Consider the following 14,398-nt stretch of genomic DNA (forward strand, 5'->3'; position numbering starts at 1 on the left):
TCGCACTGGTTCTGTCCTCATGAATTATTTAATATCATCCACCCGAACCCGATACAATTTGTCGTCCTTCGCATCAGGATCTCCGCGGCCGTCAGTATTGTTACTGACAAAGTATAAATACTCGCCGTCAACAAACACATCACGTATTCGCCCCAAATCGCTTATTACCACCCTACTTTGCTTCCGTTCCACATCAAACTCGCGAACGGCATTCCCTCTTAACTCCGCAACATAGAGCTTGCCGTCAGCTGCCGCCATCCCAGAAGGAGCCCAAGTTACCTCAGCACCTGACTGGAACAAAGGCGTTTCCATCCCCGTCTTTTTCTCCATTCCTTGTATAACCGGCCAGCCAAAATTCCCGCTAGCCTTAATCCGATTAATTTCATCATGTGCCGATTGCCCGTGTTCACTTGCATATAACGTCTCTCCAATCCACGCTAACCCCTGCGGATTCCGGTGACCATAACTATAAATATACGAATTCGGATCCGGATTATCGACCGGAATCGCCCCATCCAAATTCATTCTTAAAATTTTCCCATTTAACGAACCGAGATTTTGAGCAACAGAAGGTGTTGTCGCATCACCCGTCGTAATATAGAGCTTCCCATCAGGACCAATCTTCATCCTGCCGCCATGATGGTAGGCCGCACTTGGAATGCGATCAAGCAGAATCCGCTCCTCCTTCCAAATACCAGCATTATAACCTAACACAACAACACGATTAAACTGCCCCCCGCCATCATCCGTATATGTATAATAAGCAAATGCCTTTTGTTTCGCAGCAAATTCAGGGTCTAGTACAAAACCGAGCAGCCCTGCTTCAGCTGCCTCGCCCAGCGGCTTTTCAAAATGCACACGCTGGCGTTCCATTTTACCAGCTTCCACTTTTACGATACTTCCAGTTCGTTCACTAAGATAGAAGGTTTGCCCAATTTTATCAATCGACCATGGGACAGATAAATTTACAGCCACCACTTCCACTTCAGGCTCAATGACAACCGCTTCATCCGCTTGCCCGCCTTCCTCCTTTTTTTCAAAAAAAGAACAGCCTGAAAGCAACAACATCAGCATCAGGAAAATAGAACCAAAGCGGTACATAAACACCTCTTCCCTTCTATAATACTTCCAAAATCGCCTTCGCGACGCCGTTTTCCTCGTTGGTGTCCGTTATAACATCACATAGTGACTTAATTTCATAATTAGCATTTCCCATCGCCACCGATCTGCCGGCTTTTTCAAACATCGAAACGTCGTTATAGTTATCGCCAATCGCCATGGTCTCCGCCAAGGAAATTCCTTTTGCATGAGCGAATGCTTCAAGCGCCAGTCCTTTTTGCGCCTTCTTATTGGTTACTTCTAGGTTTTCCCGGCCTGAGGCGGCAACAGCCAGTTCGTTAAAAGCTGTTAACAATTTACCAGCAGCCGCAAGCTTATCAGCATCAAACGAGAAAACAAGCAGCTTATAAATTTGATACTCTTCGTCACTAAAGAGAATTTCATAATCTTCGACCGTATGAACCAAGCCATCACGCAGCCTTGCTCCAGCAGCATAGATAATCTCTTCACGTTTTACTTCAGGATTGGCGCTGACGATAATGTCAACGAGCGTCGAAACGGCCTTATCCGCGTCAACCGTGAAGGCACCCTTATTGGTATACACTTCAAAATACACATCAACTTCCGTTAATTTCGCCGCAACTTCTCTTGTTAACTGTTTGCTGATTGGCGTTGCCGAAATCACGTCCCCATCCTTCGAGCGGACCTCCGCGCCATTGACACAAATGACCGGACAGCTAACTCCCGCCTCAGCCAAGACATAGGTCGCCTCTTGGTAGGACCTGCCCGTCGCCACGACAAATTCTACTCCTTGCGCTTGTGCTTTTATAATGGCTTGCTTATTTTCCTCACTAATTTGTTGAACCGAATTTAATAATGTTCCATCCATGTCTGATGCTATACATTTAATCATGCTGTCAAAATCCACCTTTTCTTAGTTTTCGTTAGTGCCATTCTAACACGAACAACCTAAACATGATTCCCTTTTGCTCAGTCCAAATACTTGCTGCCTTCACGAACACTTAATGGCGCGAGCGGCTGAGCTTCGATGAACTTCTTGACGGAAGCCGGATTGGTCTTCGAGTATTCGCGCAACGCCCAGCCGATTGCCTTTTGGATAAAAAATTCCTTACTATCGGCATTTTGCCGTATGTAGTGATAGAGCAGAGCATCATTCGTTTTGCCTTTATATTTTAACTGAAAAAGAAGCGCTGCCCGCCGGAGCCACATATTATCATCAACAGCCCAGTCATCAATCGTTTCCGTAATGACTTCCGGAAATTTTTCAGCAATCTTCCCAACCGGCTTTGGCGCAATCGCATCGACGGTATCCCACCACGATTTTCTCGTAAGCAGCTGCTCCATAAACGGAAAATCCGCTTTCTTCAACTTATTCAGCGATTTCTCCAAATAAGTTAGGGCCGTATATTGGTACTCCCGTTCCTCTTTCTCCCAAAGCGCCTTCACAAATTCCTTGTTAAATGGCTCCTTTAATATCCCCGTTTCCTTGAAAAATTGCTTTTCTAATTCTTTTCGCAACGGGGATTTAATCCCTAAATATTCAAAATGACCCTTCATATATTTCTTCATCGGTTCTGCTTCCGCTTGATTGCGGTTCTCTTCAAATTTCTTGGTTAATAACTCGATATTTGATGACAATTAACTCACGCTCCCTGCAACAGTTTGTCCTCTTTAATTAATTGTAAAACAAGGCTTGCTTTGTATTAATTCTACTAATTTTCAACTTCCCCTTTTTATTTTTCACGCATAAACAGCTGTACCAAAGCCAAACTAAAACTTAGTAAAAAAGGAGGGAAAGTAGATGACGAAAAAGTTTAACAAAGGAAGCCGCAATCAAAACTCCCCGCAGGCAGGAAACGCTGAGGCGGAATTTGCTGCTGAGTTTGTCAGCGGCGATAACAGTAAGGGCAATAAACGCAACACGAAAGCCCAGAAAAGCAAGACCAATCCATAATAAATGAGGTGCCGGGATGATACCGGCACCTCATTTGCTAACGAACGATTAATGGTGACTTGCCTCCGCCAATTCCTTGATTTCCTCCGCAATCTTTGCCTGAATCCCTTCGACAACAGAAAAATCCATCGCCGCAATATAAATGGCCTCAAGCTCATCATGGAGCTCTTTTGCCTTTGCAAGATAGCTGGTTGCCTCCGTCATTTTGCTTTTATATCTCGCCGCTATTTTACTAATAATCTCGGCAAAAAGATCATCCGTTCCCGGGTCAATCAAAATTTCGTACATATCGATGATTTCATCGCCGTCCCTGCTTGGAAAATATTCATGCGGGGCCGTACTATCAAAAATAGCCACACCCAGCTCTCTGAAAATGAGCATATCCAGGCTATTCGGATCGAAGCCGCAATGATACACTTCGACATCGACACCGCGCTCCTCTGCGGCAGCGGCCAATTTTTTCAGCATCGTCGATTTTCCGGAGCCAGGGCGTCCTTTAATGAAATAGCGTTTCGGAATCCCCTCCGTTAAATTCGGGACAAAATCAACGGCACCCTTTGGCGTGGCGGCCCCTAAGAACCGATGGCGGACATCCGCAGTCTTATTCAACTTCATTTTTCCAAAAAAGCTGTCAATTAGTTTTCTTGTCAATTGGTCGGCCTTGTTAAAATCCATGCTGTTTATATAAATTTTCTCCCAGTCATCATGAATTTCCAACGCTTCCTTAAAGGTCGCGTACGCCTTCTGGAACAACTGACTAATCTGATCGGTCAGCTGCTGGATTGGTTTCTTTTGAACCGCAAGCGCCCTCGCATTCCAAGCTTCGCCCAAGTTTATATATTCTTCCACTGCTCCTGGTGCTTTCGGTTCAATCACATGCGGCGCGGTACCATCAACGATTCCAACCTTCAACACCGGGATTAACACGCCATCAATCGAATTATTATCAGATGAACAATGCAAAAATTCAACATTATAGCCCTTTTCAATCCATTCATGGCCAATTTTCTTCATTAGTGAGGATTTACCTGTTCCCGGACCGCCTTTTAAAATAAATAAGCGATCAAGTCCCTGGAGGTTGGAATCGTACAGATTATGGAACCCCCTAGCTGTATTACCGCCGGCAAAATAATTTTTAATTTTTCCTGCCACTCATCAACACTCCCTTTTTCATAATAAACATAAGGTTAATATCACACTATCTTATGCTTATGCCGTCTATAGGTGAGTGCCCATGTAAAAATTTCATTTTCTCAAATCGATGATTTCTGCTTTCGTTAATTCCTTTAAATCCTCCGGCTTGAGCACGATTTGAACACCAATTTTCCCAGCACTAACAACGATTGAATCAATGAGCAGGCAGTTTTCGTCGAGGAAGGTCTGATACTCCTTTTTCATCCCAATTGGGGAACAGCCGCCGCGGATATAACCGGTCCATTTTTGAATATCCTTTACGGGAATCATTTCGACCTTTTTTTCAGCAGCTGCTTTGGCAGCCTTTTTTAAATCCAACTCAGCCGCAACCGGAATAACAAAGACATAGATATTTTTACTCGCACCCTGGGCTACAAGCGTTTTATATACCTCGTTTACGTCGCGGCCAATCTTCTCCGCCACCGAAACGCCATCTATTTTTCCATCTTTATTATCATATGTCTTCATAGTATAGCTGACCTTTTTCGCATCCAATATGCGCATTGCATTTGTTTTCGTCTGTGACATTCTATTCTTCCTTTTCGCTTTTCATGAAAAAAGCCCTTTTTCCTTTATTTTAGCAAAATTACGATGTTTTTATGGTGATTCTTTAGATTACTTTCCACCATACACAAAATCCCCCAAAATTTGTCACCCATTTGTCACTCTATTAACCCACTAATATAGTAAACTAAAATTATCCAATATACTTACAAATAATAATGTGAACTTATTCACAAAATTATCTTTGCAAAAATACATAGAAAACAATTTGAGGTGGTTATGATGAAATACGATTTAGTTCTCCTGCATGCGCCAAGTGTTTATGACTTTCGAAAAAACTCCCTGCTCGCCGGTCCGATCAGTGATGTGGTGCCATCATCACCAGTGTTTGAAATGTATCCCATCGGGCTGACAAGTATTGCTGACTATTTGGAGCGCTACGGGCTGCGGGTGAAAATCATCAACATCGCTAACCGGATGCTGATGAGTGAAACATTTGATGTGGAAAAAAAACTACGAAAAGTCCAAACGAAAGCATTCGGCATCGACCTCCATTGGCTCCCGCATGCCCATGGCAGTATTGAACTTGCAAAAATTGTGAAAGCGATCCATCCCGAAACACCGATCATCTTCGGCGGCCTGTCGGCGACGTATTATCATAAAGAATTAATTGAATATCCGTGTATCGACTTTGTCATGCGCGGCGACTCAACCGAAAAGCTGATGCTCCTTTTGATGAATAAACTTGAAGCGGGGAATACCCATTATGCCGACATCCCTAATTTAACCTGGAAAAAGGGCAGCGAATGCGGCTTCAATCCGATTACATATGTGCCAAAGGATTTGGATGATATCGACGTTCCGGGCTATCGCTATACGATTCGTTCCGTGTTTAAATATCGTAATTTCCTTGACCCACTCCCCTACAACGGCTGGCTGCAATACCCGAACACCGCTTTACTTACAGCACGCGGCTGTTCGCAAAACTGCCTCATCTGCGGCGGTTCCAGGGAGGCCTATGACCAAAACTGCAATCGCAATTCGCTGGCATTACGGTCGCCGAAGAAGCTTGTCGAAGATATTCAATTTATTTCCCGCTTCAGCCGGGCACCTATTTTCATTCTCCATGACCTAAGGCAGGGCGGCCGTGAATATGTCAATGAGTTTTTCAGCCGGCTTAAAGAACTGAATCTTAAGAATGAAATCGTGTTCGAATTATTCCAATATGCCGATGAGGAATTCTTCAAACAAATGAATGACAGTGTCCCTAAATATAGCATTGAAATTACCCTTGAAACCCATGATCAAAACATCAGACGTTATAATGGAAAATTCAGCTGTACCAATCAAAAAGTCATTGATACGCTTAATTTCGCCTTACAGAATGGCTGTAAAAAAATCGACTTGTTCTTCATGGTCGGAATCCCCGGCCAGACCTACAAAAGTGCCGTTGAAAACATTGATTTCTGCGAAACGATTCATTTAGCCTGTCAGCATGACCCAAGAATTTTTTACTTTGTGGCACCACTCGCACCGTTCCTCGACCCGGCGAGTCCTGCCTTTGAACATCCGGAAATCCATGGCTATAAAAAACTCTGCCATACCTTGGAGGACCACCGCACGGCGATTACCCAGCCATCATGGAAGCATATGCTTAGTTATGAAACAAAGGATATGACCCGGGATGATATTGTGAATTCGACCTATGAAGCCGCCCAAAAGCTAAATGAGTTTAAATTAAAATACAATCTCATCGATCAAGCCGGCTATGATGACATTAAAGTGAAAATCGAAAAATCGATGGAATATATCGAAAAAATTGATTACCTTCTCTCACTGCCTGAGGATCAGCAGACGGGGGAATTAGCAAAGATTCAACGGGAAATTGAAGAATTAAATAAATACAGCATCTGTGGTAAGAACGAGTTAAAGTGGGAAGTCCAAAAGAATTATGCTAATTTCTTTTCACTCGCCTTAGTCGGATTAGAGCAGCTTTATGAGGATTACGTAAACAATTTCAGACATTGGCTAAGCCCAAAACGGCGCAAGCAATTCCAGCTTGAACCTGAACAAAGAAAGATGAAAATGTAATCAATAAAACATGCAGGTTTGCGAATCTCAGAAGACCAGTATTCTCTGGTCTTTTGTTTTTTAAGAGAGCGTCTTGAAATTTACAATTGTAAATGTAACAATTCCCCGAAAAAGCTAAGTTATTCCTTATAGGCAAAAATCGTTATTAATATAATGATTATAGGTAATGTACTTACTAATACCTTGATAGGCCATTTGAATTTATTTACTATAAGATTTACTGATAATAATGATGAAAAGGCAATAGTATAACGTAACCAATAAAAACTATCCCATTCATCTAATCTACCTGTAATCAAATGGGTTATTACTAATAATACTACCACATTCAACCATAAAGGCCATTTTTTAAACTGTACCCTAATTAATAAAAAGGTCACAATATTAATAGTGATAAATATTAAATATGCAGGAATATTATAAAGCATACCGAAAAACGTGCCTTCCATAAGTGATTTACTATTTATAGCAACCTTTAATCCTAAATTAAGAGCAAGATACGTCAGTCCATGATTTAGAGTAAAAACCATTGCTGCACCTATTATATTCTTTTGGACTAAGCCCTCCATTTTAATACTCACCCTTCATATGAAATAGCTAGAAAAGTGGATAGCCAAATATAGGGCTATCCACAAAGCTCTCATTTTATTTCGAAATTCTAATTTGTGCATTTTCAAAAACTGGAGCTAGATTAATTACACTTGCTGCACCATTTGCTGGAGTGAATTGATAAAGTGTTTTCCAACTACCCCCGTTATCAGCTCTATAAATTTCATGCCAAGGAAATGCATCAATCAAAGAAAACCATTAACATTCTAGACCAGAATTCTCTGGTCTTTTGTTTTTATGAGAGCTTCTTGAAATTTACAATGTTAAGGAAATCCCAATATTAAAAAGGCTGGATTTTGGTGTCAGACCCCCGCTGAGCTAAAGCGTTACTGCCCCGGGGGTCTGGCACGAAAGCCTGGCAAAAATAAAATAAGCGGAGATTTTCCGGTTAAATGCAGATTGGAGTTCGTTTCGGGGTAAATAAGGGGAGATTTTCCGATTATGCCAAGAAAAATCCCCCATTTTCGAACTTTTCAAGTAAATAGGCGGAATCTCTCCGCCTATTTAAGCCTTTTTTATTAATAATTACTAATTTAGCGGAATTTCTCCGTCTATTTATCAGCTTGGGTGCTTAACCTAATCCCCCAACCTTAACGGATTCCCCCAACACCCTTTTAATGCCCGCCCAAGTAGGCTGCTCTAATTTGATCGCTCTGGCTCAGTTCCTCTGAAGTACCTGCTGCAACAATTTTCCCCGTCTCAATGACATAGGCACGGTCGGCGATGGATAATGCCATATTGGCATTTTGCTCAACCAACAGGATGGTGGTGCCCGTTTGATTGATTTCCTCAATAATCCGGAAGATTGTTTTCACGAGCAGCGGGGCAAGACCCATGGAGGGCTCATCTAACAGCAATAGGCGCGGTCTGGCCATCAAGGCACGGCCCATCGCTAGCATTTGCTGCTCGCCGCCTGATAACGTTCCTGACAACTGCTTACGGCGTTCCTGCAAGCGCGGAAAAAGCTGAAAGACCTTTTCAAAGTCTTCACGGATCCCTTTTTTATCTTTGCGCAAGTAAGCACCTAATTCCAGGTTTTCCTCAACCGACATGTTGGCAAATACACGGCGGCCTTCCGGTACTTGTGAAATACCGCGCTTCACAACTAACTGCGGGACCTTCCCGGCTAAATGCTCACCTTCTAACAAGATTTCGCCGGTCTTCGGCTTTAATAATCCGGAAATGGTCTTTAACAGCGTACTTTTTCCAGCACCATTGGCACCAATCAGTGTGACAATCTCTCCCTGTTTGATGTCGAGGGAAACTCCTTTCAATGCATGAATATTTCCATAGTAAACATTAATATCGTTTATTTTCAGCATTTAAGAGACCTCCTCGCCAAGATACGCTTCGATGACTTTTGGATTATTTCTGATTTGCTCCGGTGTACCCTGGGCAATCAATTGACCATGGTCAAGCACATATATTCGTTCACACACTCCCATAACAAGAAGCATGTCATGTTCAATTAATAGAATCGTTAACGAAAACCGTTCACGGATCAGGGCAATTAAATTCATCAGTTCCTCGGTTTCCTGCGGATTCATCCCGGCAGCAGGTTCATCAAGGAGCAATAATTTTGGATTGGCCGCCAAGGCTCTAGCAATTTCAAGTCGGCGCTGCTGCCCATATGGCAGGTTTTTTGCCTGTTCATGCATGACCGACTCAAGCTTAAAGATTTTCAAGAATTCAATCGCCTTTTCCTCCATTTCCTTTTCACCGGAAAAATGGGAAGGGAGGCGGAGGAGGGAGCTGACAATCGAATGCTTAGCAAGCGAATGATAGGCAACCTTTACATTATCAAGCACAGATAAATCACTAAACAGGCGGATATTCTGGAACGTCCGGCTGATTCCTTTTTGGTTAATTTTATAAGGAGCCAGCCCATTTAATTTTCCACCGTCCAGCGAAATGCTTCCTTCAGTCGGAACATAGACACCTGTTAACAGGTTAAAAAACGTTGTTTTTCCAGCACCATTCGGGCCAATTAATCCAACAAGTTCTCCTTGATTTAATTCTAAATTAACATCGGAAACGGCCTTTAAGCCGCCAAAACGGATGCCGACATTCTCGACTTTAAGCAACGGTGTTTTTGCCATCATTGTGCACTCCTCCTTTAGCAGCTTTGCCTAGTTTCAAGAAAGAGGTAATTTCTTTCGATCCCATTAATCCTTGCGGACGGAAAAGCATCATCACAATCAAAACGAGGCTGTAAATAACCATCCGTACTTCTGGATAACTAGAAAGGAAGGTTGAAATGATCGTTAAAGCAATAGCCGCAATTACTGCTCCCGACATACTTCCCAAACCACCAATCACGACTAAAATCAATATATCGAACGATTTCAGAAACCCGAAATTTGGCGGCTGGATAATATAAAAGTTATGGGCATGAAGTGCACCGGCAACACCAGCAAAGAAGGCACCAATGATAAACGCCATTACCTTATAAAATGTCGTATTAATCCCCATCGCATCAGCGGCAATTTCATTTTCTCTGATAGAAATACAGGCTCGTCCATGCGTCGAGTTCGTGAAGTTGACGATGACAACAATCGTAATGACAACACAGGCAATCAGCCATGGCCATGTTGTTAGATGGGTTACCGTCATGCCGCTGGCCCCGCCGATATAATCAATATTTAAGAAAACAATCTTGACAATCTCACCGAAACCAAGGGTGGCAATCGCCAAATAGTCCCCTCTCAGTCTCAACGTTGGAATCCCGATAATCAGACCGGCAATCGCTGCTGCCGCACCGCCAGCGAGGATGGCCACTGGGAACGGCAGCCCTAATTTCATTGTAATAATTGCGGAAGCATAGGCCCCAACGGCGAGGAAACCGGCATGTCCAATCGAAAACTGCCCGGTAACACCGATAATTAAATGAAGACTGGCGGCAAGGATGATATTGATGCCAATCGAAAATAACGTGTTGACATAGAAGGAGTTTAAGGTCCCCCCGTTAATGAGTAATTGCGTGACAACCGAAAAGATAACGACTAGGACGATTGTGCCCCAAAAACCTTTTGCCTTTTTTAATAGATTCATCGCGTCATGCCCCCTAGACCTTTTCCCTGACATTTTTGCCCAATAGGCCTGCAGGACGGAAAATTAAGATCAGAATCAGCACAACAAAAGCAACAGCGTCTCGCCATAGCGAGCCTCCAACCGCACTTACAAGCGCCTCAATCACACCCAATATTAATCCGCCGGTCATTGCTCCAGGGATAATCCCGATTCCGCCAAAAACAGCGGCAACAAAGGCTTTAAGACCGGGGATAATTCCCATCAATGGCTCAATTTTTGTATAGTACATTCCGAAAACCACTCCGGCTGCACCGGCAAGGGCTGAACCAATCGCAAACGTGGCAGAAATCGTATTATTTACATTAATCCCCATCAATCTTGCGGCATCCATGTCATGGGAAACGGCCCGCATCGCTTTGCCGATTTTGGTCTTATGAACGATAAATTGAAGCACAATCATTAAGCAGATCGATACAGCTAATATAAGGATCGACTTGCCGCTAATGGTAACACCGAAAATGTCAAAGTTCTTCAATGGAACGATATCGTCCGGATAGGACTCGAGCTGAGCGCCACGAACATAGATCGTTCCGTATTCGATAAATAAGGAAACTCCAATCGCCGTAATCAGGGCAGCAATCCTCGTTGCATTCCTTAGCGGTTTGTAGGCAATCCGCTCGATTAAAACGCCAAAGATGGCGCAGGCAGCCATGGAAATAAGTAAGGCTGGGAAAAACCCTAAATGAAAAATAGTAATAGAATAAAAACCGATGAATGCGCCAACCATGAAGACATCTCCATGGGCAAAATTAATGAGTTTGACAATCCCGTATACCATTGTGTACCCGAGGGCAATCAGAGCATAAATACTACCGATGGAAATTCCATTGACGAGTTGCTGAATAAATTGTTCCATGTTAAAAACACTCCTTAGAAAGGACTCTGTAAAAGTGAATAGGGAGACATAAATTCTCCCTATTCTTTTTGAAAACTATAAAGTTTGTGCGCTTGCGCTTTTCTATTTAAGGATTTACTTTCGTTTTAAATGTTTGTTCGCCGTTTTGATATTCTAAAATAACAGCTGCCTTGATTGGGTCATGGTTTTTATCAAGCTTCATTTTTCCAGTGATAAGTTCAAGCCCATCTGTCTCAGCAAGAGCCTTTTGGATTTTTTTTGGATCGCTGCTGCCGGCACGCTTGATGGCATCGGCAATGAAATAAGCAGAATCATAACCTAAAGCGTTGAAGGCATCAGGTGACTTATCTTTGTATTTAGCTTTGAAGGCTTTCACGAAATCTTGAACCTTCTGATCAGAATCCCCAGAAGAATAGTGGTTGGTAATAAACGTATTGTTTAAGGCATCCTTGCCGGCAAGTTCTACTAGTTTAGGAGAGTCCCAGCCATCAGCGCCCATCATTGGCACCTTAAGTCCTAATTCACGAGCCTGTTTAACAATTAGACCAACCTCTTCATAATATCCAGGAACAAAAATGAAATCAGGATTTTTCCCTTTAATATTCGTTAATTGGGCGTGGAAGTCCGTATCCTTCGCTAAATATGCTTCTTCAATGACGACGTTTCCGCCCATTTTTGTAAATAATTCCTTAAAGGAGGCAGCAAGTCCCTTAGAATAGTCACTTGCACTGTCAATGAAGACAGCAGCCGTTTTAACATTTAATTCCTTCGCCGCAAAATTCGCTGCCACTGTCCCTTGGAATGGGTCAATGAAGCAAGTACGGAAGACGAAATCATTTAATTTGCCCTTGTTCACTGTCACGTCAGCACTTGTACCAGTTGGCGTCAAGAGCGGAATGCTGTTACTTTGAGCAATTTCTATTTGTGCTTTTGTATTTCCGCTAGTAGCAGCACCGATAATAGCGGCAACCTTATCTTGGCTAATCAATTTTGTAGCACCATTAATCGCTTCAGGTGCATCAGATTTATTGTCAAATGGAACGAGCTTCAGCTTCTTACCATCAATGCCCTCTTTATTAATCTCTTCAAACGCCAGTTCAATCCCTTCCTTAATCGATTGACCGTAAGAGGCAACACCTCCGGATAACTCAAGGTTGGCTCCAATCTTAATCACGCCATCCTTGTCGCCATCCCCGCTTGTATTCGCAGAACCGCATCCCGCCATCACACCTGCCGCTACCATAAGCGACATGAAAACACCAGCTACCTTTTTCTTTCTCATGGCTTTACCCCCTGTTTTTTTAAAAGTTTCCCAACCAATTGTCTTACTGTTTTCAAAAGAGATAATATTCTGAAAATATTGTACCTAATATTTTAGAGTTCGTCTAGTCATAAATTACGTTATTTTAAAATAATTCGGAATATAATGATAATTACCTTTATTACGCTCTTAATAGGGTTTATTCCTTTAAAGTGAATAAGGATTTATTTTTAACGAAAAATAAATCTGCTTTTCCATTATTTTGTCGAAATATAATTTCTTCTCCCCCCAAAAAAAAAGAGACTCCTGATTTAGGAATCTCTCGCTTCTAATGATTAAAGCAATTCTTTGCTCTTCGTTTCCTTTCCCAAAAAGAGAACGGTACATGCCCCTATTAGGACTGAAATACAAAAACAAGTAAAAATGACCGAAATCGAAATGTTCTGTGCAACAAGATATCCGACCAATAAAGGCCCTAGCACACCGCCAATCCGTCCAAAGGAAGCGGCCATCCCTGTGCCTGTACCGCGGATCACAGTCGGATATTGTTCAGGTGTATAGGCATACAGGCCGCCCCAGGCGCCAAGGTTAAAGAATGACAACAGAATTCCCGCCGTCATTAACATATTCGTTGTTTCGGCAGACCCAAAAAGGTAGGCACTTACAGCCGTACCCGTTAAGTAGACCACTAACACAAATTTCCGCCCAAACCTTTCAATGCACCAGGCGGCGGTAAAATAGCCCGGAAGCTGCGCAAGTGTCATGATGAGCACATATTCAAAACTCTTAATTAAACTAAAGCCTTTCATGACCATCACGCTTGGGAGCCATAAGAACATCCCATAATAGGAGAAGACAACGCAGAACCAAACAATCCAAAGCATTGCCGTCTGGCGGCTGTATTCTTTGGACCACAGCTTCTTCATGCTTTGAAGAGCCGAGATTTTCTCCCTATCCTTGACGGCTGAAAAGCGCGGCGAATCGGGCAGACCGATACGCAAAAATAAAGCATAGAGCGCCGGAAGGGCACTAATTAACAATGCTGCCTGCCAGCCAAACTTCGGAATCACAAAATAGGAAATGACAGCCGCAATCAGCCAGCCGCCAGCCCAAAAGCTTTCGAGCAAAACGACAATTCGGCCGCGTTTCTCAACCGGGACACTTTCAGAAACCAGTGTCGAGGCAACCGGAAGCTCTCCGCCTAAACCGGCTCCAACTAAAAATCTTAACACCAAAAAGACCGTTAACGTGGATGTAAAGGCGGAGGCCCCGCTTCCAACTGAAAATAATAATAACGTAATGATAAAAACATGTTTGCGGCCAATCCGATCGGCCATTAACCCAAAAACGAGGGCCCCAACCGCCATTCCAATCGAATTAATACTGCCAATCCAGCCCATCTGGCCCGGAGTTAAATCCCATTCCAGCTTTAAAGCCGCGATAATGAAGCTGAGCATGCCCACATCCATGGCATCGAACATCCAGCCCATCCCGGCAATTCCCAGTAATTTTCGTTCTGATATTTCCTTCTTGTTGTTCATTGGATCCCCCTTATGCTGAATTTTCGTTTACATTATTCCCCAAAAATATTATTTTAGAGACGGACAGTAAATCTATCAGCCATAAAGGTATTTTAACAACTGTCTTTACAGTTGTCACTATTTTTTAATAGAACAGAAAAAATGGAGAATACGGATTATACTATTCAGCTACTGAAAAAAATAAAAGGTTAAGACCCCTGCTTTAGTGAAAAGAGCAG

At 42.9% G+C, this 14,398-nt stretch carries 14 protein-coding genes; 2 read left to right on the forward strand and 12 right to left on the reverse strand.

Going from position 1 to position 14,398, the window contains the following annotated elements; translation table 11 throughout:
* Positions 1-24: 24 nt before the first annotated feature.
* From AA980_RS16890 to AA980_RS16900, 3 genes are all read right to left on the reverse strand, one after another.
* Positions 25-1,101, reverse strand: coding sequence for a PQQ-dependent sugar dehydrogenase (locus AA980_RS16890; protein WP_024029465.1), 1,077 nt, complete (start codon positions 1,099-1,101; stop codon positions 25-27).
* Between the two features lie 16 nt (positions 1,102-1,117).
* Positions 1,118-1,972: a Cof-type HAD-IIB family hydrolase gene (locus AA980_RS16895; RefSeq protein ID WP_024029464.1), complete on the reverse strand. Its 855-nt coding sequence runs from the start codon at positions 1,970-1,972 to the stop codon at positions 1,118-1,120.
* A gap of 77 nt (positions 1,973-2,049) precedes the next feature.
* On the reverse strand, positions 2,050-2,718 hold the full coding sequence (locus tag AA980_RS16900; protein ID WP_024029463.1) for a DNA alkylation repair protein: 669 nt from the start codon (positions 2,716-2,718) through the stop codon (positions 2,050-2,052).
* Between the two features lie 163 nt (positions 2,719-2,881).
* On the opposite strand from AA980_RS16900, the gene AA980_RS27520 reads away from it, so the two are divergent.
* A complete protein-coding gene (locus AA980_RS27520) occupies positions 2,882-3,034 on the forward strand; it encodes a hypothetical protein (protein ID WP_024029462.1) in 153 nt (50 codons plus the stop codon).
* A gap of 48 nt (positions 3,035-3,082) precedes the next feature.
* Here AA980_RS27520 and AA980_RS16905 read toward each other — a convergent pair whose 3' ends face one another.
* Both AA980_RS16905 and ybaK read right to left on the reverse strand, forming a co-directional pair.
* The gene (locus tag AA980_RS16905; RefSeq protein WP_024029461.1) at positions 3,083-4,186 is read right to left on the reverse strand and encodes a PRK06851 family protein; all 1,104 of its coding nucleotides are present in this window, start codon (positions 4,184-4,186) and stop codon (positions 3,083-3,085) included.
* A 93-nt stretch (positions 4,187-4,279) separates the two neighbouring features.
* A complete protein-coding gene (gene ybaK, locus AA980_RS16910; protein WP_024029460.1) occupies positions 4,280-4,756 on the reverse strand; it encodes a Cys-tRNA(Pro) deacylase in 477 nt (158 codons plus the stop codon).
* Positions 4,757-5,011: 255 nt separating this feature from the next.
* Between ybaK and AA980_RS16915 the strand changes: the two genes are divergently transcribed.
* A complete protein-coding gene (locus AA980_RS16915; RefSeq protein ID WP_236691748.1) occupies positions 5,012-6,823 on the forward strand; it encodes a TIGR04190 family B12-binding domain/radical SAM domain protein in 1,812 nt (603 codons plus the stop codon).
* A 119-nt stretch (positions 6,824-6,942) separates the two neighbouring features.
* Here the strand turns inward: AA980_RS16915 and AA980_RS16920 are convergent, their stop codons facing one another.
* The 7 genes from AA980_RS16920 to AA980_RS16950 all read right to left on the reverse strand — a co-directional run bounded on the left by AA980_RS16920 (position 6,943) and on the right by AA980_RS16950 (position 14,180).
* Positions 6,943-7,392 (reverse strand): hypothetical protein, encoded by a 450-nt coding sequence (locus AA980_RS16920; protein ID WP_024029458.1) that lies wholly within the window; start codon positions 7,390-7,392, stop codon positions 6,943-6,945.
* A 654-nt stretch (positions 7,393-8,046) separates the two neighbouring features.
* A complete protein-coding gene (locus AA980_RS16925) occupies positions 8,047-8,754 on the reverse strand; it encodes an ABC transporter ATP-binding protein (RefSeq protein ID WP_024029456.1) in 708 nt (235 codons plus the stop codon).
* Entirely contained in the window at positions 8,755-9,534 is a 780-nt protein-coding gene (locus AA980_RS16930) for an ABC transporter ATP-binding protein (protein ID WP_024029455.1), read from the reverse strand. It abuts the gene before it with no gap.
* Entirely contained in the window at positions 9,509-10,483 is a 975-nt protein-coding gene (locus AA980_RS16935; protein WP_024029454.1) for a branched-chain amino acid ABC transporter permease, read from the reverse strand. The genes AA980_RS16930 and AA980_RS16935 overlap by 26 nt, the downstream gene beginning before the upstream one ends.
* A 13-nt stretch (positions 10,484-10,496) precedes the next feature.
* Positions 10,497-11,378 (reverse strand): branched-chain amino acid ABC transporter permease, encoded by an 882-nt coding sequence (locus AA980_RS16940; RefSeq protein WP_024029453.1) that lies wholly within the window; start codon positions 11,376-11,378, stop codon positions 10,497-10,499.
* Between the two features lie 106 nt (positions 11,379-11,484).
* Positions 11,485-12,660 (reverse strand): ABC transporter substrate-binding protein, encoded by a 1,176-nt coding sequence (locus tag AA980_RS16945; protein ID WP_024029452.1) that lies wholly within the window; start codon positions 12,658-12,660, stop codon positions 11,485-11,487.
* Positions 12,661-12,974: 314 nt separating this feature from the next.
* Positions 12,975-14,180: an MFS transporter gene (locus tag AA980_RS16950; RefSeq protein WP_024029451.1), complete on the reverse strand. Its 1,206-nt coding sequence runs from the start codon at positions 14,178-14,180 to the stop codon at positions 12,975-12,977.
* Between the last annotated feature and the right edge of the window lie 218 nt (positions 14,181-14,398).

The sequence above is a fragment of the Neobacillus vireti genome (assembly GCF_001026695.1).
GTDB classification, from domain to species: domain Bacteria; phylum Bacillota; class Bacilli; order Bacillales; family Cytobacillaceae; genus Neobacillus; species Neobacillus vireti.

What these genes read in the sequence shown, in the direction of transcription:
- AA980_RS16890 (WP_024029465.1), bottom strand. Translation starts at nt 1,101, where the DNA reads ATGTACCGCTTTGGTTCTATTTTCCTGATGCTGATGTTGTTGCTTTCA.
- AA980_RS27520 (WP_024029462.1), top strand. Translation starts at nt 2,882, where the DNA reads ATGACGAAAAAGTTTAACAAAGGAAGCCGCAATCAAAACTCCCCGCAG.
- AA980_RS16930 (WP_024029455.1), bottom strand. Translation starts at nt 9,534, where the DNA reads ATGATGGCAAAAACACCGTTGCTTAAAGTCGAGAATGTCGGCATCCGT.
- AA980_RS16920 (WP_024029458.1), bottom strand. Translation starts at nt 7,392, where the DNA reads ATGGAGGGCTTAGTCCAAAAGAATATAATAGGTGCAGCAATGGTTTTT.
- AA980_RS16950 (WP_024029451.1), bottom strand. Translation starts at nt 14,180, where the DNA reads ATGAACAACAAGAAGGAAATATCAGAACGAAAATTACTGGGAATTGCC.
- AA980_RS16895 (WP_024029464.1), bottom strand. Translation starts at nt 1,972, where the DNA reads ATGATTAAATGTATAGCATCAGACATGGATGGAACATTATTAAATTCG.
- AA980_RS16925 (WP_024029456.1), bottom strand. Translation starts at nt 8,754, where the DNA reads ATGCTGAAAATAAACGATATTAATGTTTACTATGGAAATATTCATGCA.
- AA980_RS16940 (WP_024029453.1), bottom strand. Translation starts at nt 11,378, where the DNA reads ATGGAACAATTTATTCAGCAACTCGTCAATGGAATTTCCATCGGTAGT.
- ybaK (WP_024029460.1), bottom strand. Translation starts at nt 4,756, where the DNA reads ATGTCACAGACGAAAACAAATGCAATGCGCATATTGGATGCGAAAAAG.
- AA980_RS16935 (WP_024029454.1), bottom strand. Translation starts at nt 10,483, where the DNA reads ATGAATCTATTAAAAAAGGCAAAAGGTTTTTGGGGCACAATCGTCCTA.
- AA980_RS16915 (WP_236691748.1), top strand. Translation starts at nt 5,012, where the DNA reads ATGATGAAATACGATTTAGTTCTCCTGCATGCGCCAAGTGTTTATGAC.
- AA980_RS16945 (WP_024029452.1), bottom strand. Translation starts at nt 12,660, where the DNA reads ATGAGAAAGAAAAAGGTAGCTGGTGTTTTCATGTCGCTTATGGTAGCG.